Genomic DNA, 20569 nt, shown 5'->3' with positions numbered 1-20569 from the left:
ACGGAGGGAAAACATTGCCCTTTGGGGGCGGGATCGCTACATCGGCAGCAAGCAAATATCCTCAAATTGAAGGTTTCACGGGACCGATGGCGCGCCAATTTGTCTACTTCATGGACGGCCTGACCAAGAGCTACCCGACCCGCAAGGTGCTCGACAACATCCGCCTCAGCTTTTACCCGGACGCCAAGATCGGCGTTCTCGGCGTCAACGGCTCGGGTAAGTCGACCCTGCTCAAGATCATGGCGGGCCTCGACAAGGAGTACACCGGCGAGGCCTGGGTCGCCGAGGGCGCGCGCGTCGGCTATCTCGAGCAGGAGCCGCATCTGGACCCTGCGCTGTCCGTGCGCGAGAACGTCATGCTGGGCGTCGCCAAGCAGAAGGCCATCCTCGATCGCTACAATGAGCTGGCGATGAATTACTCCGAGGAGACCGCCGACGAGATGACCAAGCTGCAAGACGAGATCGAGGCCCAGGGCCTCTGGGATCTCGACAGCAAGGTCGACCAGGCCATGGACGCGCTGCGCTGCCCGCCCGACGATGCCGATGTGACGAAGCTCTCGGGCGGTGAACGCCGCCGCGTTGCTTTGTGCCGCTTGCTGCTCGACCAACCCGAGCTTTTGCTGCTGGACGAACCGACCAACCATCTCGACGCCGAGTCGGTGTCGTGGCTGGAAGGCCATCTGCGCAACTATCCCGGCGCGATCCTGATCGTCACCCACGATCGCTACTTCCTCGACAACGTCACGAGCTGGATTCTCGAGCTCGATCGCGGCAAGGGCATTCCCTACGAGGGCAACTATTCGTCCTGGCTGGTGCAGAAGCAGAAGCGGCTCGAGCAGGAAGGCCGCGAGGACGCCGCGCACCAGAAGACGATTGCACGCGAGCAGGAATGGGTCGCGTCCTCACCGAAGGCGCGCCAGGCCAAATCCAAGGCGCGTTACCAGCGCTACGAGGAGCTGCTCAAGCAGGCGAGCGACAAGCAGAGCCAGACCGCGCAGATCATCATTCCCGTCGCCGAGCGGCTTGGCGCTAACGTGGTCGATTTCGAAACGCTCAGCAAAGGCTATGGCGATCGCCTTCTGATCGACGATCTCACCTTCAAGCTGCCGCCCGGCGGCATCGTCGGCGTGATCGGCGCCAACGGCGCCGGCAAGACCACGCTGTTCAAGATGATCACAAAGCAGGAAACGCCGGACAAGGGCACCATCACGGTCGGCGAGACCGTGCATCTCGGTTATGTCGACCAGTCGCGTGACGCGCTCGACGGCAGCAAGAACGTGTGGGAGGAGATTTCAGGCGGCAACGAGCTGATCCTGCTCGGCAAGAAGGAAGTGAACTCGCGCGGCTATTGCTCGTCCTTCAACTTCAAGGGTGCCGACCAGCAGAAGAAGGTCGGTGCGCTCTCGGGCGGTGAACGCAACCGCGTCCATCTCGCCAAGATGCTGAAGTCCGGCGCCAACGTGCTGCTGCTCGACGAACCGACCAACGACCTCGACGTCGATACGCTGCGCGCGCTCGAAGAGGCGCTGGAAGATTTCGCCGGCTGCGCCGTCATCATCAGCCATGATCGCTGGTTCCTCGACCGCATCGCGACCCACATCCTGGCCTTCGAAGGCGACAGCCATGTCGAATGGTTCGAAGGCAACTTCCAGGATTACGAGAAGGACAAGATGCGCCGGCTCGGCCAGGACAGTGTCATTCCGCACCGCGTGAAGTACAAGAAGCTGACGCGGTGATGGCGTGATGACGCGGCGGACGCTCATCGCTGCGGTGATTGTGATCACCTGCGGCTGGTCGTCCGCCCACGCCGCAGACGCGGCCTTCACGCAGTTCATCGCCTCGCTCTGGCCGGAAGCGCAAGAGGCCGGCGTCTCGCGCGCGACGTTCGATCAACAGACGCGCGGGCTCGAGCCGGACTACAAGCTGCCTGACCTGATCCTCCCTGGGCGGCCCGCGACCGGCGCGCCGTCGCAGGCCGAATTCGTGCAGGTGCCTGCGGATTATGTTAGGGAAGGCTCGATTGCCAACCTCGCGGGTGAGGGGCAGCGGTTGCTGCAGAAATACAATGCCGCGCTGACCAAGATCGAGAAGAGCTCCGGCGTGCCTGCCACCGTGATGCTTGCGATCTGGGGCCGTGAGACCGATTACGGCCGCTACACGCTGCCTTACGACCTCGTCCGCGTGCTGGCGACGCAGGCCTATGTCGGTCGACGCAAGGACACCTATCGCAACGAGTTCATCCTGTCGCTGAAGATTCTCGGCGAGGGCGTGGTGACGCGCAAGGACATGCGGTCGTCCTGGGCCGGCGCCACCGGGCTCACGCAGTTCCTGCCGTCCGAATATTACAAGCATGGCGTCGATTTCGACGGCGACGGCCGCATCGACATCTGGCACTCGGTGCCGGATGCGCTGGCCTCGGCTGCGCAGCAGCTCGTCAACAAGGGCTGGCAGAGCGGCGTGCGCTGGGCCTACGAGGTGAAGGCGCCGGCAAAGGTTGACTGCACCACCGGCGTGCCAGAGGTGACGAAGCCGATCGGCCAGTGGCTGCGTGACGGCTTTGTACCGGTGCGCGGTGAGAGGCTCAGCGCGGCCGAGCAGGCGCAGCCGGCCTCACTGCTGCAGCCGGAGGGCGTCTATGGTCCGGCGTTCCTGACCACGAAGAACTACTTCGTCATCAAGGAATACAATTTCTCCGACCTCTACGTGCTGTTCGTCGGTCATCTCAGCGACCGCATGACGAGCCCGCTGCCGTTCGCGACGCCGTGGTCCGCGTCGAAGCAATTGCGCACGAAGGACGTCGAGACGATGCAGCGCGGGCTGACGCGCGCCGGGCTCTACAAAGACAAGATCGACGGCAAGGCTGGCATGCAGACACGTGCTGCGCTTGGCGCTTATCAGAAGTCGGCCGGGCTCAAGGTCGATTGCTGGCCGAGCGAAGAGGTGCTGCGTTCGATCCAGGCGGCGCGCTGACGCAACCGCCAAAAAGAAAAAGCCCGGCCGCTCAATTCGGCCGGGCTTCGATCGCGCTCAATCAGCGCCGTGCGATCAGATCAGTAGCAAACGCGAACCGGGCGAATGACCCAGCCGTAACCGTCCCAATAGCGCTGGCGCTGCCAGTAGCAAGGCGGGGGCGGCGGGCCGGGCTCGGCCACATACACCGGTCCGCCGTAAGCGGGACGGCTCGACGCAATGGCGCCGCCGATGATCGCGCCGCCGAGCAGGCCAGCCGCGATGCCGACACCGACGCCGTCATGGGCCTGGGCGGACGGCGTAGCGGTCACCAGCGAACCGGCGATCGTCGCAACCGTGAGGGCGGCAACTAAAGTCTTCTTCATACGCTTGGCTCTCCTGAGAGATGGATGCTCTAGTTAGAAGCACCCGGGGTTCAAAGGTTCACGCAGACTCTGATGGAATTGGCCTTGCAGCTAGGAAGCGCGCAAATGGTCAACCCGCGGTAAACGCGCACGGAGCTGTGACGAGAAAAAGCGGTCTTTTTCAGGCCCGGAGATGAACGGCGCATCCGTAGTGAACCGGCTCAAACAGAATCGATCCGAGCGAACCGGTCCAGCGCCTCAGCCACAGACTCTGACGCGGCGAATGCGCCACGCGTAGCCGTCCCAGAAACGCTGCTTCTGCCAGACACAGCCATCGCCATAATAGTCGTCGGCGACGTAGCCGGGACCCGGCGCGTAGTAGCGGGGCGGATAGTAGCCGGGGCCGTAACCCGGGCCATACGCGTAACCCGGTCCTGGTCCGTAATAATACGGGGAGGCCAGCGCGCCTCCGACGATGGCGCCCCCGATGATCCCCGCGGCGACGCCGGCAGCGACACCGCGCTGCGCATGGGCCGGCGTACCCGCAGCCAAAACCAGGGTGGCGGCGGCAACGACCGCCATAAGCGACTTCTTCATTGGGACGACCTTTCACAGCGAACGCGGAACTCTTGCGGCCAAAGTTCCATACTTCGTTTGAACGATCAATGAACGGCGCATTGGCCGGGCGCGACCAATTGGTAGAAATGGCTGATTTCAAGCCTGGGAGGCGAGGATGAACATCCTGACCAATGCCCTGATCGCGGTCGCGGCCGTTGGCGTGGTCGGCTATGCCCTGATGAGCCATTTACAGAGCCGCACCCCGCGCCCGCGCGCCAGGGCAGGCGGCGACGGCGGAAGCGACAGCTATTCGGATACCACGAACGAGGGCTTCTCGCTCGGAAGCTGGTTCTCCAGCGACAGTTCCGGAAGCTCAACCGACAGCGGCAGCTGCTCCACGGGCGATAGCGGCGGGGGTGGAGATTGCGGAGGGGGCGATGCTGGGGGAGGCGGGAGCAGCGACTAGACCCGATCAGGCATCATCTTGATCGAGCGCAACTCCCTATTTTAGAGCCGTTCTAGGCTGTTTCCGCGCCAGTTTGGAATAGCTTGAAATACCGCTTTTTCCTTTTGCATCCGGACGGCTCGTTAAATATCGATGATGGTGCTGCATCACCGAAGGGCCTACCGCTTCCATGATCGTTTGTTCCTGTAACGTGCTGAGCGATGACGACATCCGCGCCGCCGTCGCCGAGTCCGACGATGCTGTGCGTCACGCCAAGCAGATCTACGGTTGCCTCGGCTGCAGTGCCGAATGCGGCCGCTGCGCCCGCACAATCAAGACCATCATCGATGAAGCGCTCGGCCCCTGTGCCAAGTCCTGCTGTTCCGGCTGCCCGCACAGCCACACCGTCGCCGCCAACGACGAGACCGCCCAGCCCGCCGAGTTCGCCCTCGCGGCCTGCTAAAAACTTCCGCAAGTTCGGCTGAGCTTTTCCCCGGCTGCGTCCCGTAGCCGGTTGCTCTCGTCCTTAAACTCATTTAGAAGCATTCTAAATTTGGTTAGGACCGATTTGGACTGCAAGAGCTGGAGTGAACCATGCAGGGCGACGCAAAGGTTATCGACTATCTCAACAAAGCGCTGCGTCACGAGCTGACTGCGATCAACCAGTACTGGCTGCACTACCGCTTCCTCGACAATTGGGGTCTCCGCGACATGGCCAAGGTCTGGCGCAAGGAGTCCATCGAGGAGATGGAGCACGCCGACAAGCTCACCGAGCGGATCCTGTTCTTCGACGGCTTCCCGAACATGCAGGTGCTCGATCCCCTGCGCATCGGCCAGAACGTCAAGGAGATCATCGAGTGCGATCTCGCCGCCGAGATGAGTGCGCGGGCGCTCTACCAGGAGGCGGCTGGCTATTGCAACAGCGCCAAGGACTACGTCACGCGTGACTTGTTCGAGAAGCTCATGAGCGACGAGGAGCACCACATCGACTTCCTCGAGACGCAGCTCGACCTGATCGGCCGCATCGGCCTCGAACTCTACACCCAGAAGCACGTCGGCGGGCTCGAGGGCGAGGGCCACTAAGCCCCGGCGCCAGCCCGCGGAATTCCATGTCGTCCCGGTGTAGGCCGGGACGGCATTTTTGTTCGGGCGCAGTTACAGCTGCGTCCTGTAGCGCTCTTCCACGATCTCCTGGCTCTCCGGCTCGCCGAGTCCGGTCTGGTCGTGGATCACCTGGGCGACACTGGGCATCACCGAGCGCTGCACCTTCTCCGGTGTCCACAGTTTCGAGCGCATCAGCGCCTTGCCGCAGTGGAAATAGACTTCGCTGACAGCGACGCTCAGCACCGCACGCGGCGGCTTGCCGAACTCGACCATCGAGGCGAGCAGAACCGGATCGGCCGACAGCGTGCCGCGCCCGCCGACGCGCAGCGTCTCGTCGATGCCCGGCACGAAGAACAGCAGATGCACAAAGCCAGAGCCTTCGACGACGTTGCGGAAACTGTCGATGCGGTTGTTGCCGGCGCGGTCGGGCAGCAGCAGTTGATTGGGGCCGGCGACATGGACGAAGCCGACGCCGCCGCCGCGGGGTGAGGCATCGACGCTGCCGTCGATGCCCGAAGTCGCAAGCACGCAGAACGGCGACATTTCGATGAACTTCCTCGCATGCACGTCGATCGCGGGACGCGCCTTTGCGATCACGCGCGGGGTCGGCTCCGCATAGATGGTGGCGAGGTCTTCGGCGCAAAGGTCGGTCAATTGTGTGCCTCCGCATCAACTTGGCGTCAAACTACCCGATCGAACCGTCTCCGGCCAATGGAATCCATCAAGACTCGCTACACTGCGTCGGCGGGCACGAAGCAGCTGATGATGATGGCGCCGCGGTGGTGGACGTACCACACCACGGCTTGACCGACCGGATTGCCACGATCGCGGATGATGGCGCGCTCGGGTACCTCCATCCATTGCCCCTCGATCGGCACCCAATACGTGCCCTTGCGCACGTCGTAGTCGGTGCGATGGCCATCGGAGATGTCGCAGCAAGGTACGCCGTTCGGCGCGATCACGCTCTTGAACCAGGCGCGAATGTCGGGCGGAACGTTGTCGTATTGACCGTTGTCGAACGCGAACGCGGCGCTCGTCATCGCGGCGAGCCAGACGCACAGCGCAAGCCTGTGCATGGGATTCTCCTCATCGCGTGTCGATTCGTATCGTTGACGCGATTAAGCCCGAGCCGCCGGCTCATTGCATGCTCAAATAATATGCGGCGCGTTGCGATATGGGGGCAGCTCTGACGATGCTACATCGTGCGCTGCGGTGCGGTTTGCAGCAATTGCCGAACCTGCTCGCTGTAGAATTTTGCGTTGCTGGTGGTGCCGTGGCCGCGCGTCTCTGTGCTTGCGGGGATGAGATACAGCTTGCCGTTCTTGACCCGCTTCATCGCGGCGTCCGTCACGCCGGTCTCGGGCGGATTGCGCTCGTCGTCGGCGGAGTTGATCAGCAGCAACGATGCCTCGATTCCCTCCAGCTTCTCGGCGGCATTGTAGTCGTGCGAGGACTCCCACTGGTAGACGAAGTCGTTGGCATCCGCGGTAATCGGCGTCGCCAGCCGTTCGTCGACGATCTTGTCGGCCTTCGCTGCGGTCGGTGCCTGTTGTTGATAGGCGAGCGTGCCGCCGATGCTGGCGATGCCGTAGGCCGTGATGGCGTACTTCATCATGCGCGGCTGGCTGGTGTAATTGCCGCCATTGTAATCGGGATCGTTGCGGATGGTGTCGAGCATGATCCGCCGCATCATCCAGTTGCGCGACGCCATATCGGTCGGCTGCGAGGCCATCGGCACCAGCGCGTCCATGTCTTTGGGATATGCCTCGCCCCACAGCCAGGTCTGCATGCCGCCCATGGAATTGCCGATCACGAGCCGCAGATGCTTGACGCCGAGGCCTTCGGCCACGAGGCGATGCTGCGCCTCGACCATGTCGTCGTAATTGTATTTCGGGAAGCTCGTCTTCATGCCGTCGGACGGCTTCGACGATTTGCCGTGGCCGATCGCGTCGGGAATGATGATGTAATATTTGGACGCGTCGAGCGGCTGTCCGGCTCCGAACATCTCGCCGGCGAAGGCGGGTGTCAGCATGCTCGCGCCCGAGCCGCCGGTGCCGTGCAGCACCAGCACCGGTTGTCCGGTCGGTTCACCGACCGTGGTGTAATGCAGCTTCAGTTCCGGCATGACCTCGCCGGTGTGGAACTTGAAATCCTTGGCGACCCAATCGCCCTGTTTCGGCGCCGGATAGTCGGCGGCGAAGACCGATGTCGAGATGGACAGCAGAACGGCCGACAGCGCCGCGCAAGAAGCTTTCATGTTGGTCTCCCCATGTGCGGCTCATGGCTCGTGGCCGCGTTGGGACGGACCTTAGCAGAAGTGTCCGGAAGGATGTAGGATTTCGGTTCCGCCGATCGTCTTATGAGGAAATCATCGGGAGACACCGCATGTGCCGCAACATCAAGACGCTGTTCAACTTCGAGCCGCCGGCGACGGAGGACGAGATCCATGCCAGCGCGCTCCAATTCGTGCGAAAACTCTCCGGCTTCAGCAGGCCGTCGCAGACCAATGAGGCGGCATTCGACCGCGCGGTCGCTGAGGTCTCGGAGGCCGCGCGAAAACTGCTAACATCGCTGCACACCCATGCACCGACGCGCGACCGCGAGGTCGAGGCGGAGAAGGCGAAGGAGCGTTCGCGGTTGCGGTTCGGTTAGAGGTTCGACCGTGATCTGGCTCACGGAAGCGATGGCCCTCACGCGCGATGATGTTCGCCGGGGTTTTGACAACCCGGAGCACGATCATGAACCGCCCCCTTCTTCCCCTGAAAGCAGGTGCCATCATTTTCACGCTGTTGTGGACGGCGTGGATGATGTGGTGGAGCGGCTCGTTCTCGAGCGCGAGCATGGTGATCCTGGCCGTTTGCGGCGCTGTGGTCGGTTATCTCTGGTACCGCGCCATGCGCTGGCAATTCGAGCGCATGGGCATGCTGCCGCGGCGTGAGGATCAGGTGAAGTAGGCGCGCTTTTGGGTTATTCTCTGAGCATGATCTGTTCGGAAAACCGCTGCGCACTTTTCCGGATCATGCTCTAGTCCTTGTGGCCGTGCTTCTTCTTTTTCTTCTTTTTCTTGTGCTCGTCGCCCTCGACATCGTCGCTCTCGGCGTCGTCGTCGGAGGACGCGTCTTCAGCTTCCTGCACGGCGGCCTCTAACGCAGCGCGTTCGGCGGCCTCCTGCTCGCGCTGGCGGCGGCGCTCGTCCCAGGCGTCGAACAGCTGCTCCAGCCACGGCAGCACCTGCTCGATCGACGGCAATTGGCCGGGCGGACCGGCTTCGCCGCGCGGGCCTTGAGGACCGGCGGGCCCTTGCGGACCCACGGCGCCCTGCGGTCCAGCTGCGCCCCGCGCGCCGGCTTCGCCCGCCTTGCCCGGCAGACCGGCCTTGCCCTGCGCTCCGGCCTTTCCGGCCGGCCCAGGCTTGCCCTGCGGTCCCGGCTTGCCGCGTGCGCCGTCGGGGCCCCGCTTGCCCGGATGACCCTGCGGCCCCGGCCGTCCCGGCTCGCCCTGCCGCCCGCGCGGTCCCTGCCGTCCTTGATCGTCTGCCACGCCGCTACTCCCTCTGTGCAAGGAAGCTACTTAGCGGCGTTTGACGACGGCAGCAATTCCGCCCGCATATCGTGCCGGGCTTGATCACATCAATCGGCGGGCGTCACGCGCTAGTCATGATAGGCCGGCACCTTGATGCCGGACGCCGCATAGATCCTGATCTTGTTGCGCAGCGTGCGCACCGACAGGCCGAGCACGCGCGAGGCACGCGTGCGATTGCCGTCGCAGCGTGCGAGCGTCTGAAGCACGAGCTCACGCTCGACCTCGCCGACGGTCGCGCCGATCAACAGTGGAACGATCTCGTTGGGTGCAAGAAATTGCGCGCCCCGCTCGGGCGCCGCGACATGAACAGTGGTCATCAACACACTCCCCGATCAACGCCCGCTTCCATCGTTGGAAGCGAATCGAGAACAAACGACCCCCAAGCCGTAAATCCTAAGCCGTAGATCTACGGTGGGCGGGTTTGGTTAATGAAAGGTTAATTGCGCGCGATCGCACGAATTGACCTTGGGAATGCCGCCGCGCCGCCGCGATTGGCACGAGATGCATAGCGATGCGGACCGATTTCGGGTCTCACACCGTGCGATACCCGCCATCCACCATCACGATCGTGCCCGTGACGTAGGACGACAGGTCCGAGGCGAGGAAGATCGCGGGGCCGACGATGTCTTCGGGCTTGCCGGTGCGCGCAAGCGGGGTGTGGTCGACGAAGGCCTGAACCAGCGCGGGATTGGTGGCGCGTACCTTGGCGTTGATGTTGGTCTCGATGAAGCCTGGCCCGATCGCGTTAACGCGCACGCCTTCCTTGCCGAGCTCGACCGCGAGCGCCTTGGTGAAGCCGAGCACGCCGTGTTTGGACGTGGTGTAGGCCGCCGAGCTCGGCGTGCGCAGATGCACGAAAGACTGGATCGAGGCGATATTGACGATGCGGCCCTTGGCTGCGCGCAACGGCGCGAGGAAGGCCTGCGTCGTGTTGAAGACGCCGTTGAGGTTGAGCGAGATGATGTCGTTCCAATCCTTCGCGACCGTCTCGGTCTCCGCGGTGAAGGCATTGCGGCGGGTGATGCCGGCATTGTTGACGAGGATCGAGACCTGCCCGATCTTGTCGGCGACGGTCTTCGCCAGCGCAAAGCAATCGTCACGCTTGGTCACATCCAGCGCAAAGCTCTCGGCCTTGCCACCGGCCTTGCGGATCTCCTGGGCGGCCTCGGCGACCGTGTCGGCATTGACGTCGAGCAGCACGATTTGCGCCCCCTCGCGGGCGTAGCCGGCGGCGATCGCCCGGCCGATGCCGGAACCGGCGCCCGTGACGACAGCGATGTGGTTTGCGAGCAATGCCATGACATTTTCCTCCCGATTTCGTTTCTAAGTTTCATGAAAGGCTAACTCGAAATTAAGGGGTCGGAAACGGCCGGCTTGGCATACTCGCCTTCATTGCTAAACGTTGCGCGCATGATGGAACGACTTGAATCCTGGAAATTGGCGCTCGAGCGCCTGCGCTCGGCGGACTTCGCCGACTGGGCCGAAGCAGGGCGGCTGGTGGCCGAGATCGTGCGGATGAGCACCGATGCCACGCTGCGGCAGGCCGCCGAGCAGGCGCTGCCCGTGCTGCGCCAGGCCGCGGACAATGACGATCGCGGCGTCACGCTGGCGGCCCGGCGCCGTGTCGGCGTGATCCTCGAGGTCGTCCATGATCTGACCGCGCCGCGCTTCGGCCGTCGCAACGCCGCGCCGAAGAAATTGTCGAGCGAGGATCGCGCGCGCAAGATGCTGGGCCTGCCGCTCGCGGTGCAGCTCACCTGCGACGACATCAACCAGGCCTATCGCCGCGCCGCCAAGGGCATGCATCCCGACCAGGGCGGCAGCGCGCAGGCCTTTATCGACCTCAGCTCCGCGCGTGATATTCTCATTCACCCAGGCGCGCATAAGGACGCGTGAGAGCGCTCAGCTCTTGTTCACGCAGCTCGGAAAAGGCGCGGCTTCACCCGGCATGATCGGGCAGAGATCGATCGGGCTCAGATCGCGCAGGCGGGCTTCCCAGCGGTTGTCGTTGACTGGCGGCTCGTCGCTTTCGGGGCCGCGCTCGGCCCATTGGATGGTGTAATAGTCGGTGGCGCCCTTGAGCGTGATCAGCAGCGCGGTTTCGGCGTGCCGGGTCGGGCCGCTGTCGATGCGGCCGCAACCGATCACCGCGACAAAGCCCTCGAAACGGCCGAATCTCGTCTCGCCCAAAGGCCTGGCCGCAAAGCTGTCGGGACATGCCGTCTTGAACCCGCCTGCGATCGTGCCTGCGAAAATCTGCGGCGATGCGCCTGGCGTCAACGTCATGCCCTTCTCGCCGGTGACCGTGATCATCTGCGTCCAGATCTCGGGCGTCTCGCCCTTGAGCACGGCTTCGCGGATGTAGTGGCCGCCCTTGGTGTTCTCGAACACGGCTGCGAAATTCGACGGCATCGCAAAGCTGACGAGCTGACTGAAAATTGGCGAGATCACGCGGAAGGATTGCGGAGCCTGCGCCTGCGCTGCCGCGGCGAGCAGGAGCAAAGCGGAGAAAGCAGCCAGCGTCGTCGTCCGTGCGCGCATCGACCTGCTCCAATCCGCGAGGTGAAAAAACGACCGGGCAAGGATGCTAGCATTGCATCCTTGCCCGGCCCTTGTCGTCCGCCGACCGAATTCTTAGCAGCTGCCGAACTCTACCAGCTGCAGTGACCGGCCTTCAATGCATTATCCTTCAGCGCGAGCGCGTCGAGGAAGGTCGGCACGGACGTGCTGGCACGATGGTAACCGGCCGGCCACGGCGTGGTCGGGATGCTCTCGTCCCAGATCTGGCACACGCCGCTGTCCTGCCAGCGGATCAGATGATAGCCGGCTTCGGCCGGGCTCGCGGCGACGAAGGCGGCCGCAGCGAGACCGGCGGCAGCGCACAGCATGGAGATACGACGCATGGATCAGCTCCTCAAAAATGAAAGATGTGATGCGCCTCCCGACAATGACGGGGAGGGGGTGCGGGGCGCTCTCAGCCTGCGCCCCGGACAAGATGTGAGTAGTTCCGTGTGCGGATCAGGTTCAAAGCGCGCGTGCCGGAAATGGCGGAATTCGCTGGCCAAAAGAAGAGGGCGGGCTGCCTGCGCAACCCGCCCTCGCATTGGATCAGCCGATCGGCTCAGAGCGTACAGCGGCGCTCGGCGCGCATCTTGATCTGGAGCTCGGAGGCCTGCGTGAAAGTCGGGAGCGGCTTGCTGACGACCTTGTAGGTCGACACGCCCCACTGGAACGGCTTGTAGCGGAGATCCTCGTTCCAGACCTGGCAGACGCCGGTGTTGTCCCAGCGGATCACGTAATAGCCGGTCTTCGCCGAGGCCGGCACGGCGAACACGGAAGAGGCGATGCCGGCAACGGCACAAAGGGCGAGAACGCGACGCATGAAAGATCTCCTGATGGGAACGTGGCCGGAGACTGGTGCGGCAAAACTGCACAGCTTGCAAGCCGCACCGTGGCCGATCACGGATATGTCAGGCAGCTCCCCGTTGACTATCCCTCTGACTATCCCTTGGCCAGCGACGCCACCGCCTCGATCTCGATCAGCATCTTCGGATCGGGCAGTGCCTGCACCACGCAGGTGGTGCGTGCAGGGAAAGGCGGCGGGCCGAATGCGCCGGCATAGAGCGCATTCATCGCGGCGACGTCCGAGGCGCGGGTCAAGAGCACGTTGACCTTGGCGAGATCGCGCATCGTGGCGCCGGCCTCGTCCAGCACGCGCTTGATGTTGACGACGACATTGGCGAATTGCGCCTCGAAGCCGTCAGGCAGCGCGCCATGGGCGTCGAAGCCGGGAATGCCTGAGACGAACAAGAGGTCGCCGACGCGGGTCGCGAAGGAGAGCGGCGGCGCCTTGACGTGCGGTGGGGCAGCGAAATGCTGGATCGGCATGGGGACCTCGGGGTGATGGTTTCAGCATGAGCGTAGCGGCATGCCGGGCCTGCTCCAACCAAAAACGCGAAAACAACCCCATGCACAGTAGAAATCATCGGTGGAATTAAATTTCTGAAATACAGAAATTTTGATTGACCCGTCGGGCAAAACACTGGCATCATGGCATGATGGGAGTGGTGTTCGCGGAGGCTTTCCCCGCGTGCGACCCGCTGGCGGGAAGGCCGCAATCCATCCCCCGTCATTGCGAGCGCAGCGAAGCAATCCAGACTGTCTCCGCGGAAAGATTCTGGATTGCTTCGCTTCGCTCGCAATGACGGAGAATGAGGAGACCATCCCCGATCATGTTGCCGCCGCGATCGATCGGATAGATTGCTGCATCTGATTCGCTTTCCCCTTGAAAAATAGCTCCCGGAGACGCCCCATGAAGATTGCTTCCACCTTGCGTGCCGCGTTCGTCGCCATTGCAGCACTTGCCGGCCTCTCGACCGCGGCGCTGGCCGACGGCGGCACCGTGGTGCTGACGATCTACAAGGCGGGCTGGATCATCGGCGGTTCGGGCGGCTCGGGCGTTTTGAACTTCCGCGGCCGCTCCTATTCGCTCTCGACCGGCGGGCTCGATTACGGCCTCGTCTTCGGCGGCTCCAAGACCGTGCTGCGCGGCCGCGTCTCCAACATCAACCGTCCCTCCGATGTCGCCGGCGTCTATGGCGCCGCCGGTGCCGGCCTCGCGGTCGGCCGCGGCGCCCGCGCCATCGTGCTCACCAACCAGAAGGGCGCGGTGCTGGAGCTGTCGGGCTACCAGACCGGCCTGATGGCGAATGCGGATCTGAGCGGTCTCGCGATCACGATGCGGTAGGAGACGGTGCCGCAAGGGTGGGCAAAGGCGCGCAGGCGCCGCGTCCACCATTCTTCCGTGATGGATACAAATCGTGGGCCGAGTTCTGGGCCAGCATCGAGTCAGCAAATCTCATCGCGTTGTCAGCGTGCCGGTTGCCTGGTCTGATCGTCAGTGGTGCTCGCCTGTGCGCGTTTGCCGGAGCGGATCATCAGGAACGAGCCGGATGTGCCCGGCAGCTGCCAGCGCCCGTCGATCTCGGTCGCCTCTCCATTCATGATGCCGTCGTAGTGGACGATGTCGAAGCCGTAACCCGGCGGCTCGTAGCGTTTGACGAACGACACGACGCTGCCTGAGCGATGGCCCGTGATCGAGGCGCTGTGGGTTCGCCGGGGACAGCGCGGATTCGAGCAGGGTTCGGTGACGCGGCCGCTGATCGCGCCGCCGGCCTCGACCAGCGTCGCCGTGAACGTGACCATTCCCGTGCCGGGTTGAATGTAAGTGCCGTCCCAGACACCGGAGAGATCGTCGCTCATGGCGGCGGCTTCCTCGACATGACGTGCGCCGGTTGAGGCTCGGCTGTTCCGTCCCACGTTCTTCCCCCAAGTCGTATCGCCGCCATCGCGCCCTTGCAATAGTCCGCATGCGACGTCGATCGATCGGAGGAGGTACGGCGTCAGCCGTTTGGCGGAGGTCGCGCCTCGGAAACGGAAAGAGTGCTATTCCGCCTGTCGGATTATCGCCTGCGCGTTCGTCCTTCGAATGACGGCGCGCGTGTGTGCGCGTCCGGATTCGTCGCGAAAGGATATCCGAATATGACCTCCATCACGCCGTTTCTCTGGTTCGACAACAACGTTCCGGAAGCCGTCGCCTTCTACAAATCGGTATTCCCCAACGCGAAGGTCGAGAACGTCAGCGACTTCATGGCGGTGTTCGAGCTCGAGGGACAGCGCTTCAACGCACTCAACGGCGGGCCGCAACACCGCTTCAACGAGGCGGTGTCGTTCTTCATCAGCGTCGAGACGCAGGACGAGGTCGACTATTTTTGGGGCCGCCTCACCGCCGACGGCGGCGAGGAATCGAGGTGCGGCTGGCTCAAGGACAAGTTCGGGCTCTCCTGGCAGGTGGTGCCGACGGCGCTCGGCCGCTATCTCGGCGACTCCGATCGGACCAAGGCCAATCGCGTCATGCAGGCGATGATGGGGATGCGGAAGATCGTGATCGCGGAATTGGACAAGGCGTATGCCGGGTGAGGCGGTGACGGTGCTGCGGCCGCGTAACCAAATCCACGGTGTCGTCCTGGCGGAAAGCCAGGACCCATACCGCGGAATCTATCGGTTACGGTCGGTCGTGTACCGGACCACGAGTCGTCGCCAAACTTTGCCCTGGGGTAATGGGTCCTGGCTTTCGCCAGGACGACGGCTGAGCGAGTGGCGCTATCGCTAACTTGCTCTACGAAGCGACCCGCTTCGCCAATTCGGCCAGGATCGCTATACTGCCCACCATCAGCCGAATGGTGACCTCATGGCAAACGAATTGGAAGGCAAGGTTGCGGCCGTAACCGGGGCCGCGTCGGGCATCGGATTGGCGAGTGCCGAGGCAATGCTGGCCGCGGGCGCACGCGTGGTGATGGTCGATCGCGACGAGGCCGCGCTGAAGGCGCTCGGCAACAAGCATGGCAACGCGGTGATCCCGCTGGCCGTCGACCTGCTGGATCCCGACGACTGCGCCACGCTGCTGCCGCGCGTTCTGGAGACGGCAGGGCAGCTCGACATCCTGCATGCCAACGCGGGCACCTATGTCGGTGGCGACCTCATCGACGCCGACAACATGGCGATCGACCGGATGCTGAACCTGAACGTCAACGTCGTGATGAAGAACGTGCACGACGTGCTGCCGCACATGATCGCGCGCCGGACAGGCGATATCATCGTCACGAGTTCGCTGGCGGCGCATTTTCCGACGCCGTGGGAGCCGGTCTATGCGTCATCCAAATGGGCGATCAACTGCTTCGTCCAGACGGTGCGGCGCCAGGTCTTCAAGCACGGCATTCGCGTCGGCTCGATCTCGCCCGGCCCGGTCGTCACCGCATTGCTCGCGGACTGGCCGCCCGAGAAGCTGAAGGAAGCCAGAGACTCGGGAAGCTTGCTGGAGGCCAGCGAAGTCGTTGATGTCGTGTTGTTCATGCTGACGCGGCCGCGCGGCATGACCATCCGCGACGTGGTCATGCTGCCGACCAATTTCGATTTGTAGGCGCGCGTGTTCTTGTAGGATGGGTAGAGCGAAGCGAAACCCATCGCCCGGTCTGCGGTCTAGCAAGCCTGTGGCGCAGTCGAACGGGCGCACCTGTTGCTTCGGCCCAGTTGATGGGTTTCGCTGCGCTCTACCCATCCTACGAACGACATCGTCAGCCAGCTGACGCCGCCGTGAAAACCGCCAGCTGCGCATCGAACGCGCGGCGAAAGGCGGGGCGCGCTTCGCCGCGGGCAACGTAGGATGAGAGGGTCGGATAGCCGCCGAGGATGCGCGATGCATTCAGCCTGCGCAGCACCGTCACCATCAGGAGATCGCCGGCGCTGAACGTGCCGTCGAGCCAGTCGGCCCCGCCGAGGTGGCGGGACAATTCGTCGAGCCGGGCAACAACGCGATCCCTCAGAATGGGCAAGCGCTCGTCATACCAGCTCTCGTCACGTTCGAGCAGCGTCGCCATGCCGAGATCGACGATCGACGGCTCGACGGTGTTGAGCGCAGCAAACATCCACGCGATAGCGCGCGCCCTGGCGTTCGGCTCGGCCGGCAGCAAGCCGTCATGACGCTCGGCGATATGGAGCACGATTGCGCCGGACTCGAACAGTGCGAGATCGCCGTCCTCGAAAGTCGGGATCTGCCCGAACGGATGCAGCGCAAGATGCCCCGGCTGCTTCATGGCCTCGAACGACACCAGCCGAACGTCATAGCGCTGCCCCGCCTCCTCGAACGCCCAGCGCACCCGCATGTCGCGCGCCTGTCCCCTGCCGCGGTCGGGCGAGTTTGCGAAGGCGGTGATGGTCGGGGGCATGCGGGGTCTCCGGCGTGATCGGGTTCGGCGTGCAGAGGACGAACGAGTGGGGTGGATTCCGACAGGCTATCTAAATGTCGTGGTACGTAGGGCAAACTGCGACATGCTGGCGATGATGGATATGCGAAAATCGAGATCGCGAATCCGACAAGGGGGTATGCGGGATACGGATGGTGGCGTGCCCCGGACGCAGTGCAGCGCGCCGCCACTTGCGGCGTGATGCGCTGCAGAGCCGGGGCCCATGCCGCATCCGTGCCGGAGCTTCTGGGTCCCGGGTCTGCGCTGCGCTTGCCCGGGACACGAGAGCGGAGGGGGCCCGTTAGTGAGCGGCTTAAGGCGTGCAGGCGATCCACTCCGCCAATTCTCGCCACGGCTCCAGCGTCCAATGCCCGGACGCCGCACCGGACGGCGACGGCAACACAAACACCTCCGGCAAGCTCTCGTCGCGCTTCTGCCGCCCCAGCAAAATCCCGCTCGACGGCCTGCCGTAAAACAAGCTCGCCGCTTTCTTGCTCGTGAACGCAATCGTTCTTGGCTGATACTTCTCGATCTTCGCCCTGAACCCCGGCACGTCGATCGTCTCTGCCGCGATCTGGTGATCCATCCCCGCGCCCGCCTTGGAGAGATCGGTGAAGCCGATCCCGAGCTCGATCAGCGACGCAAACTCGCCCGGCTGATAGCGCCGCGGCGTGAGGCCGGCCTCATAGATCGCGCGCCAGAAGCGGTTGCCGGGATGGGCGTAGTAGTGCCCGAGTTCGGCCGAGCGCGTCGAGGCGGCGGTGCCGACGAAGACGAGGCGGAGGTTGGGGCGCAGTTGGTCGGGGAGGCGGTGGGCTTGAGGCAAGTCAATCGTCCGTGGCTACGCTCAATCGTCCGACTTGCGGGCTTCGCGGCCATGCCATATCCGCGTGATCAGGATGTCTCGTTTCTCCGCCAGCACGGTATACCGCACGATGTAGCCGGAGGCGCCAAAGCGGACCACGATCTGGCGAAGCTCGGCATCGCCAGTTGGCGCTCCCAGGTTGGGAAACTCCTGCAACCTATCTATCACGCGCCATATCGACGCGAGCGCGCGCTGCGCAGCAACCGGGCTATGTTGATCTAGAAACGAACGCAATCGCTCGACGTCCTCGACGGCGTCGGGCGAAAGCAGGATCATCCGATCCTGCGCGCCGCCGGGCGCGGCAGCTCCTTCGCCGTACCCCAGCTCGCGACCCAGTCCTTCACCTCGTCGAGCGGAACAGCTGCGCGAGTCTTCTTGAAATCATCCAGCCGCCGGCGATCCTCAGCGATGTCGGGGCCGGCGATATCGACCACGGAATCGAGGAGCGCCACGGCTTCCGCGAGCACGGCTGCGACATCCTGCCCGCGCTCGTCGGCCATCTCGCGCAAACGCGCGTCGGTGTGGGTGTCGATATCCAGCGTGCGGCGAATGATGTTCATGCAACCAGAATAGGCGCGGAGGACCAATTTGTCGAGGCGCCCGACTTGGAGAGATCGGTGAAGCCGATCCCGAGCTCGATCAGCGCCGCAAACTCGCCCGGCTGATAGCGCCGCGGCGTGATGCCGGCTTCATGGATCGCGCGCCAGAAGCGGTTGCCGGGATGGGCGTAATAGTGCCCGAGCTCGGCCGAGCGCGTCGAGGCGGCGGTGCCGACGAAGACGAGGCGGAGGTTGGGGCGGAGTTGGTCGGGGAGGCGGTGGAAGGTGTTGGACATCTTCGATGCGACTATTGGCTTGCTTCTTCCCCGAGTTTGCCGTCGGTATTGTCAGGGTCGTGTGAGCGCCGCGCGCCTCGGGCCGGTTGGGGGAAGAATGCAAGACCGGTTTGAGTGGCCCGAGCCCGAGCACGATGCCGACAAGGTCATTTTGCGCAACGTCCGCAACCATGGCTGCCATGTCACGGGCATACCCGATGCCAATCCACCGTTTGCATTTTCAATCGGTCTGTATCTGAACTACGGCCACTCCGAACTCATCATCTTCGGCCAGAGCGCCCAAAACGCGCAGGCCATCATCAACCTTATCCGCGATCGTGCTGCTGCGGGACACAAATTCGCCGACGGCGATATCTCCGATGAACTGCTGGAGAACGGCTACAAGCTCGGTTTCTGGCAGGTGCCGTTCGGAGCTTATCCCGATTATCTCGGCACCGCGATCTGGTTCTACAGGAAATCGCGGCTCTCATTCCCCTGTCTCCAGGTCGTCTGGCAAGATGCTGATCGTCATTTTCCGTGGGAGGCGGACTGCTCGCTCGACGTCAGGCGGGATCAGCCGCTGTTGAAGAGGACAGTCTCTTGACGTCTTGCGAAATGGTCTGACAATGAACCGTGAAGAATTGGCTGCCGCCTACGCGGCGCCCGGCCGACACTATCACAACCTCGCGCATATCGAGGACTGCCTCGCTGCGCTCACGCGGCTGGAAGGGCTCTCGGCTCACGAGTGCGAGCTTCCGTCGGAAGCGATCTGGTGGCATGACATCATTTATGTTCCGTCCCGACCGGACAACGAGGAGCTCAGTGCGCAACTGGCCGAACAGCATGTGCGTGCCGATCTTCGCGTCGAGGTCGGTCGCCTGATCCGTCTGACGCGGACGCACGATGTCAAGTCGGATGATCGCCCTGGCGCCATCCTGATCTCGATCGACCTCAGCATCCTGGGCGCGGAGCCGGCGCGGTATGACGCATATGCTGCAGCCGTCCGGCAGGAGTTCATCCATGTCAGCGATGCAGACTTTCGCGCGGGCCGCGCTGCGGTGCTTCGCAGGTTCGCCGCCCGTCCGGTCATCTATCCCGACGCCGGCTTCGCCGCGACATATGATCAGCGTGCTCGCGACAATCTCGCACGGGAGTTGGCTTCGCTGAGCTGAGGCTGTGTCGGTCTCGCGCAGGTGCTTCCTGGCGGGCACGTAGGATGGGTAGAGCGTAAGCGAAACCCATCGCTCGTCCCGTAGCAAGTTGATAGGTTTCGCTGCGCTCTACCATCCTACGAGCTATCCCGACGCCGGCTTCACCGCGAAATATGATCGGCGGGCCCGCGACAATCTTGCGCGGGAGTTCGCGTAGTTGAGCTGAGCGGCTCAGGGTGGGTTAGCCGCTCACAAGTGCGGTCATTCAACACGCGACGGCGCAAGGCCTACAGCTCATGCGGGCACGTTAGTGCGGCCCAAATCCCATCCGCTTGTCGCTCAGGTCTGCAACCGGGCCTGCAGAGTCGGTTTGCAGTAGTTCAAATGTCAAGCATGCACAGCCGAAGTTGCGCAACGCCAAATTGGCGGCGTCTTTTACACTGGCGCCAAAAGTTTCTTGGTCCAACTGAATTTCAACGCGCGGCTTAAGTCGGCAAACGTTCTTCACGGTCGATTGCAGTTGGACGAAAACATCGTCCCGGAGATTTTGCGTGCTCTCGAATGAGGCTTTTGCGTCGATGATTTGTGTCCGGGCGACATAGAGGAGGTTGAGAGAAAAATGATCGAACGAAATTGCGCTCTGACTGATTCGATGTACTTCGGGGCGTGTATCGATCCGAACGAATTGGAGATTCTTTGCTCGTATCCAGTGGCTACCCTGCGACAATGTTCGTTCAAAGTCGCCGCTTTTGTAAACGAGGATGCTCTCGAATTGGCGAACGCTGATTCGATCATAACCGATCAGGCCCATAATTCCCTTCTTGAACAGGACCAAAATCCAAACCCAAGCGCCAACAATAGTGCCTATCAACAGAAACGAGATCAGTAGGGAGCCGAGTATTTGGTCCATGTTCCTGTCCAACGATCCCCTCCG

31 protein-coding genes and 1 pseudogene are annotated in these 20569 nt (G+C 63.2%); 13 read left to right on the top strand and 19 right to left on the bottom strand.

Features of this window, described 5'->3' with window-relative positions:
- Positions 1–86 precede the first annotated feature (86 nt).
- Together ettA and K3F49_RS06670 are read left to right on the top strand one after the other, a co-directional pair.
- The gene (gene ettA / locus K3F49_RS06675) at positions 87–1736 is read left to right on the top strand and encodes an energy-dependent translational throttle protein EttA (RefSeq protein ID WP_234680087.1); all 1650 of its coding nucleotides are present in this window, start codon (positions 87–89) and stop codon (positions 1734–1736) included.
- Positions 1737–1743: 7 nt separating this feature from the next.
- Positions 1744–2970 (top strand): lytic murein transglycosylase, encoded by a 1227-nt coding sequence (locus K3F49_RS06670; RefSeq protein ID WP_234680086.1) that lies wholly within the window; start codon positions 1744–1746, stop codon positions 2968–2970.
- Between the two features lie 80 nt (positions 2971–3050).
- On the opposite strand, the gene K3F49_RS06665 is transcribed toward K3F49_RS06670, so the two are convergent.
- On the bottom strand, positions 3051–3335 hold the full coding sequence (locus K3F49_RS06665) for a hypothetical protein (RefSeq protein WP_234680085.1): 285 nt from the start codon (positions 3333–3335) through the stop codon (positions 3051–3053).
- Positions 3336–3572: 237 nt separating this feature from the next.
- A complete protein-coding gene (locus K3F49_RS06660; protein WP_234680084.1) occupies positions 3573–3911 on the bottom strand; it encodes a hypothetical protein in 339 nt (112 codons plus the stop codon).
- A 136-nt stretch (positions 3912–4047) separates the two neighbouring features.
- On the opposite strand from K3F49_RS06660, the gene K3F49_RS06655 reads away from it, so the two are divergent.
- From K3F49_RS06655 to bfr, 3 genes are all read left to right on the top strand, one after another.
- Positions 4048–4338 (top strand): hypothetical protein, encoded by a 291-nt coding sequence (locus K3F49_RS06655; RefSeq protein WP_234680083.1) that lies wholly within the window; start codon positions 4048–4050, stop codon positions 4336–4338.
- Positions 4339–4507: 169 nt separating this feature from the next.
- Entirely contained in the window at positions 4508–4780 is a 273-nt protein-coding gene (locus K3F49_RS06650; protein ID WP_234680082.1) for a (2Fe-2S)-binding protein, read from the top strand.
- A 131-nt stretch (positions 4781–4911) separates the two neighbouring features.
- A complete protein-coding gene (gene bfr / locus K3F49_RS06645) occupies positions 4912–5400 on the top strand; it encodes a bacterioferritin (protein WP_092021671.1) in 489 nt (162 codons plus the stop codon).
- 72 nt (positions 5401–5472) lie between these two features.
- On the opposite strand, the gene K3F49_RS06640 is transcribed toward bfr, so the two are convergent.
- From K3F49_RS06640 to K3F49_RS06630, 3 genes are all read right to left on the bottom strand, one after another.
- On the bottom strand, positions 5473–6075 hold the full coding sequence (locus tag K3F49_RS06640; protein WP_234680081.1) for an MSMEG_1061 family FMN-dependent PPOX-type flavoprotein: 603 nt from the start codon (positions 6073–6075) through the stop codon (positions 5473–5475).
- Positions 6076–6152: 77 nt separating this feature from the next.
- Positions 6153–6497, bottom strand: coding sequence for a hypothetical protein (locus K3F49_RS06635; RefSeq protein WP_234680080.1), 345 nt, complete (start codon positions 6495–6497; stop codon positions 6153–6155).
- A gap of 119 nt (positions 6498–6616) precedes the next feature.
- Positions 6617–7678: an alpha/beta fold hydrolase gene (locus K3F49_RS06630; protein ID WP_234680079.1), complete on the bottom strand. Its 1062-nt coding sequence runs from the start codon at positions 7676–7678 to the stop codon at positions 6617–6619.
- Between the two features lie 128 nt (positions 7679–7806).
- Between K3F49_RS06630 and K3F49_RS06625 the strand changes: the two genes are divergently transcribed.
- Together K3F49_RS06625 and K3F49_RS06620 are read left to right on the top strand one after the other, a co-directional pair.
- Positions 7807–8073, top strand: coding sequence for a DUF2277 domain-containing protein (locus K3F49_RS06625; RefSeq protein ID WP_234680078.1), 267 nt, complete (start codon positions 7807–7809; stop codon positions 8071–8073).
- A gap of 86 nt (positions 8074–8159) precedes the next feature.
- Entirely contained in the window at positions 8160–8375 is a 216-nt protein-coding gene (locus tag K3F49_RS06620) for a hypothetical protein (protein WP_234680077.1), read from the top strand.
- Positions 8376–8445: 70 nt separating this feature from the next.
- Here the strand turns inward: K3F49_RS06620 and K3F49_RS06615 are convergent, their stop codons facing one another.
- The 3 genes from K3F49_RS06615 to K3F49_RS06605 form a co-directional block, all read right to left on the bottom strand.
- On the bottom strand, positions 8446–8961 hold the full coding sequence (locus tag K3F49_RS06615) for a collagen-like protein (RefSeq protein WP_234680076.1): 516 nt from the start codon (positions 8959–8961) through the stop codon (positions 8446–8448).
- Positions 8962–9071: 110 nt separating this feature from the next.
- On the bottom strand, positions 9072–9320 hold the full coding sequence (locus K3F49_RS06610) for a helix-turn-helix domain-containing protein (protein WP_234680075.1): 249 nt from the start codon (positions 9318–9320) through the stop codon (positions 9072–9074).
- 214 nt (positions 9321–9534) lie between these two features.
- Positions 9535–10302, bottom strand: coding sequence for an SDR family NAD(P)-dependent oxidoreductase (locus tag K3F49_RS06605; protein ID WP_234680074.1), 768 nt, complete (start codon positions 10300–10302; stop codon positions 9535–9537).
- Between the two features lie 111 nt (positions 10303–10413).
- Here K3F49_RS06605 and K3F49_RS06600 point away from each other — a divergent pair, with 111 nt between their 5' ends.
- On the top strand, positions 10414–10899 hold the full coding sequence (locus K3F49_RS06600) for a J domain-containing protein (protein WP_234680073.1): 486 nt from the start codon (positions 10414–10416) through the stop codon (positions 10897–10899).
- 6 nt (positions 10900–10905) lie between these two features.
- Here the strand turns inward: K3F49_RS06600 and K3F49_RS06595 are convergent, their stop codons facing one another.
- The 4 genes from K3F49_RS06595 to K3F49_RS06580 form a co-directional block, all read right to left on the bottom strand.
- Entirely contained in the window at positions 10906–11544 is a 639-nt protein-coding gene (locus tag K3F49_RS06595) for a hypothetical protein (RefSeq protein WP_234680072.1), read from the bottom strand.
- 110 nt (positions 11545–11654) lie between these two features.
- A complete protein-coding gene (locus K3F49_RS06590; protein ID WP_234680071.1) occupies positions 11655–11906 on the bottom strand; it encodes a hypothetical protein in 252 nt (83 codons plus the stop codon).
- A gap of 218 nt (positions 11907–12124) precedes the next feature.
- Positions 12125–12385 (bottom strand): hypothetical protein, encoded by a 261-nt coding sequence (locus K3F49_RS06585; RefSeq protein ID WP_234680070.1) that lies wholly within the window; start codon positions 12383–12385, stop codon positions 12125–12127.
- Between the two features lie 119 nt (positions 12386–12504).
- Complete coding sequence (locus tag K3F49_RS06580) at positions 12505–12891, bottom strand: RidA family protein (RefSeq protein ID WP_234680069.1); 387 nt, start codon at positions 12889–12891, stop codon at positions 12505–12507.
- Between the two features lie 424 nt (positions 12892–13315).
- Here K3F49_RS06580 and K3F49_RS06575 point away from each other — a divergent pair, with 424 nt between their 5' ends.
- The gene (locus tag K3F49_RS06575; protein ID WP_234680068.1) at positions 13316–13750 is read left to right on the top strand and encodes a hypothetical protein; all 435 of its coding nucleotides are present in this window, start codon (positions 13316–13318) and stop codon (positions 13748–13750) included.
- Between the two features lie 122 nt (positions 13751–13872).
- Here K3F49_RS06575 and K3F49_RS06570 read toward each other — a convergent pair whose 3' ends face one another.
- A complete protein-coding gene (locus K3F49_RS06570; protein WP_234680067.1) occupies positions 13873–14265 on the bottom strand; it encodes a hypothetical protein in 393 nt (130 codons plus the stop codon).
- Between the two features lie 279 nt (positions 14266–14544).
- On the opposite strand from K3F49_RS06570, the gene K3F49_RS06565 reads away from it, so the two are divergent.
- Positions 14545–14982, top strand: a complete 438-nt coding sequence (locus tag K3F49_RS06565; RefSeq protein ID WP_234680066.1) for a VOC family protein — start codon at positions 14545–14547, stop codon at positions 14980–14982.
- Between the two features lie 271 nt (positions 14983–15253).
- Positions 15254–15982, top strand: a complete 729-nt coding sequence (locus K3F49_RS06560) for an SDR family oxidoreductase (RefSeq protein ID WP_234680065.1) — start codon at positions 15254–15256, stop codon at positions 15980–15982.
- A 154-nt stretch (positions 15983–16136) separates the two neighbouring features.
- On the opposite strand, the gene K3F49_RS06555 is transcribed toward K3F49_RS06560, so the two are convergent.
- The 5 genes and pseudogenes from K3F49_RS06555 to K3F49_RS06535 form a co-directional block, all read right to left on the bottom strand.
- Positions 16137–16787 carry a glutathione S-transferase family protein gene (locus K3F49_RS06555; protein WP_234680064.1) on the bottom strand — a complete coding sequence of 217 codons (651 nt, stop codon included), beginning with the start codon at positions 16785–16787 and terminating at the stop codon, positions 16137–16139.
- A 331-nt stretch (positions 16788–17118) separates the two neighbouring features.
- The gene (locus K3F49_RS06550; RefSeq protein WP_234680063.1) at positions 17119–17631 is read right to left on the bottom strand and encodes a mismatch-specific DNA-glycosylase; all 513 of its coding nucleotides are present in this window, start codon (positions 17629–17631) and stop codon (positions 17119–17121) included.
- Between the two features lie 21 nt (positions 17632–17652).
- Entirely contained in the window at positions 17653–17946 is a 294-nt protein-coding gene (locus K3F49_RS06545) for a type II toxin-antitoxin system RelE/ParE family toxin (protein ID WP_234680062.1), read from the bottom strand.
- Positions 17943–18230 carry a hypothetical protein gene (locus tag K3F49_RS06540; RefSeq protein WP_234680061.1) on the bottom strand — a complete coding sequence of 96 codons (288 nt, stop codon included), beginning with the start codon at positions 18228–18230 and terminating at the stop codon, positions 17943–17945. Before K3F49_RS06540 ends, K3F49_RS06545 begins: the two co-directional genes overlap by 4 nt.
- A 35-nt stretch (positions 18231–18265) precedes the next feature.
- Positions 18266–18505: pseudogene (locus K3F49_RS06535) on the bottom strand (mismatch-specific DNA-glycosylase); the annotation flags it as partial.
- Between K3F49_RS06535 and K3F49_RS06530 the strand changes: the two are divergent.
- Complete coding sequence (locus K3F49_RS06530) at positions 18495–19088, top strand: DUF4262 domain-containing protein (RefSeq protein ID WP_234680060.1); 594 nt, start codon at positions 18495–18497, stop codon at positions 19086–19088. The pseudogene K3F49_RS06535 and the gene K3F49_RS06530 sit on opposite strands and share 11 nt — an antisense overlap.
- A gap of 22 nt (positions 19089–19110) precedes the next feature.
- Positions 19111–19656, top strand: a complete 546-nt coding sequence (locus K3F49_RS06525; RefSeq protein WP_234680059.1) for an HD domain-containing protein — start codon at positions 19111–19113, stop codon at positions 19654–19656.
- Positions 19657–19942: 286 nt separating this feature from the next.
- Here the strand turns inward: K3F49_RS06525 and K3F49_RS06520 are convergent, their stop codons facing one another.
- Positions 19943–20545: an SPFH domain-containing protein gene (locus tag K3F49_RS06520; RefSeq protein ID WP_234680058.1), complete on the bottom strand. Its 603-nt coding sequence runs from the start codon at positions 20543–20545 to the stop codon at positions 19943–19945.
- Positions 20546–20569 lie beyond the last annotated feature (24 nt).

This window comes from Bradyrhizobium monzae, from assembly GCF_021458635.1.
GTDB lineage: Bacteria > Pseudomonadota > Alphaproteobacteria > Rhizobiales > Xanthobacteraceae > Bradyrhizobium.
The sequence above is the reverse complement of the archived record's forward strand: the minus strand, read 5'-3'. Positions and strand labels throughout refer to the sequence as shown.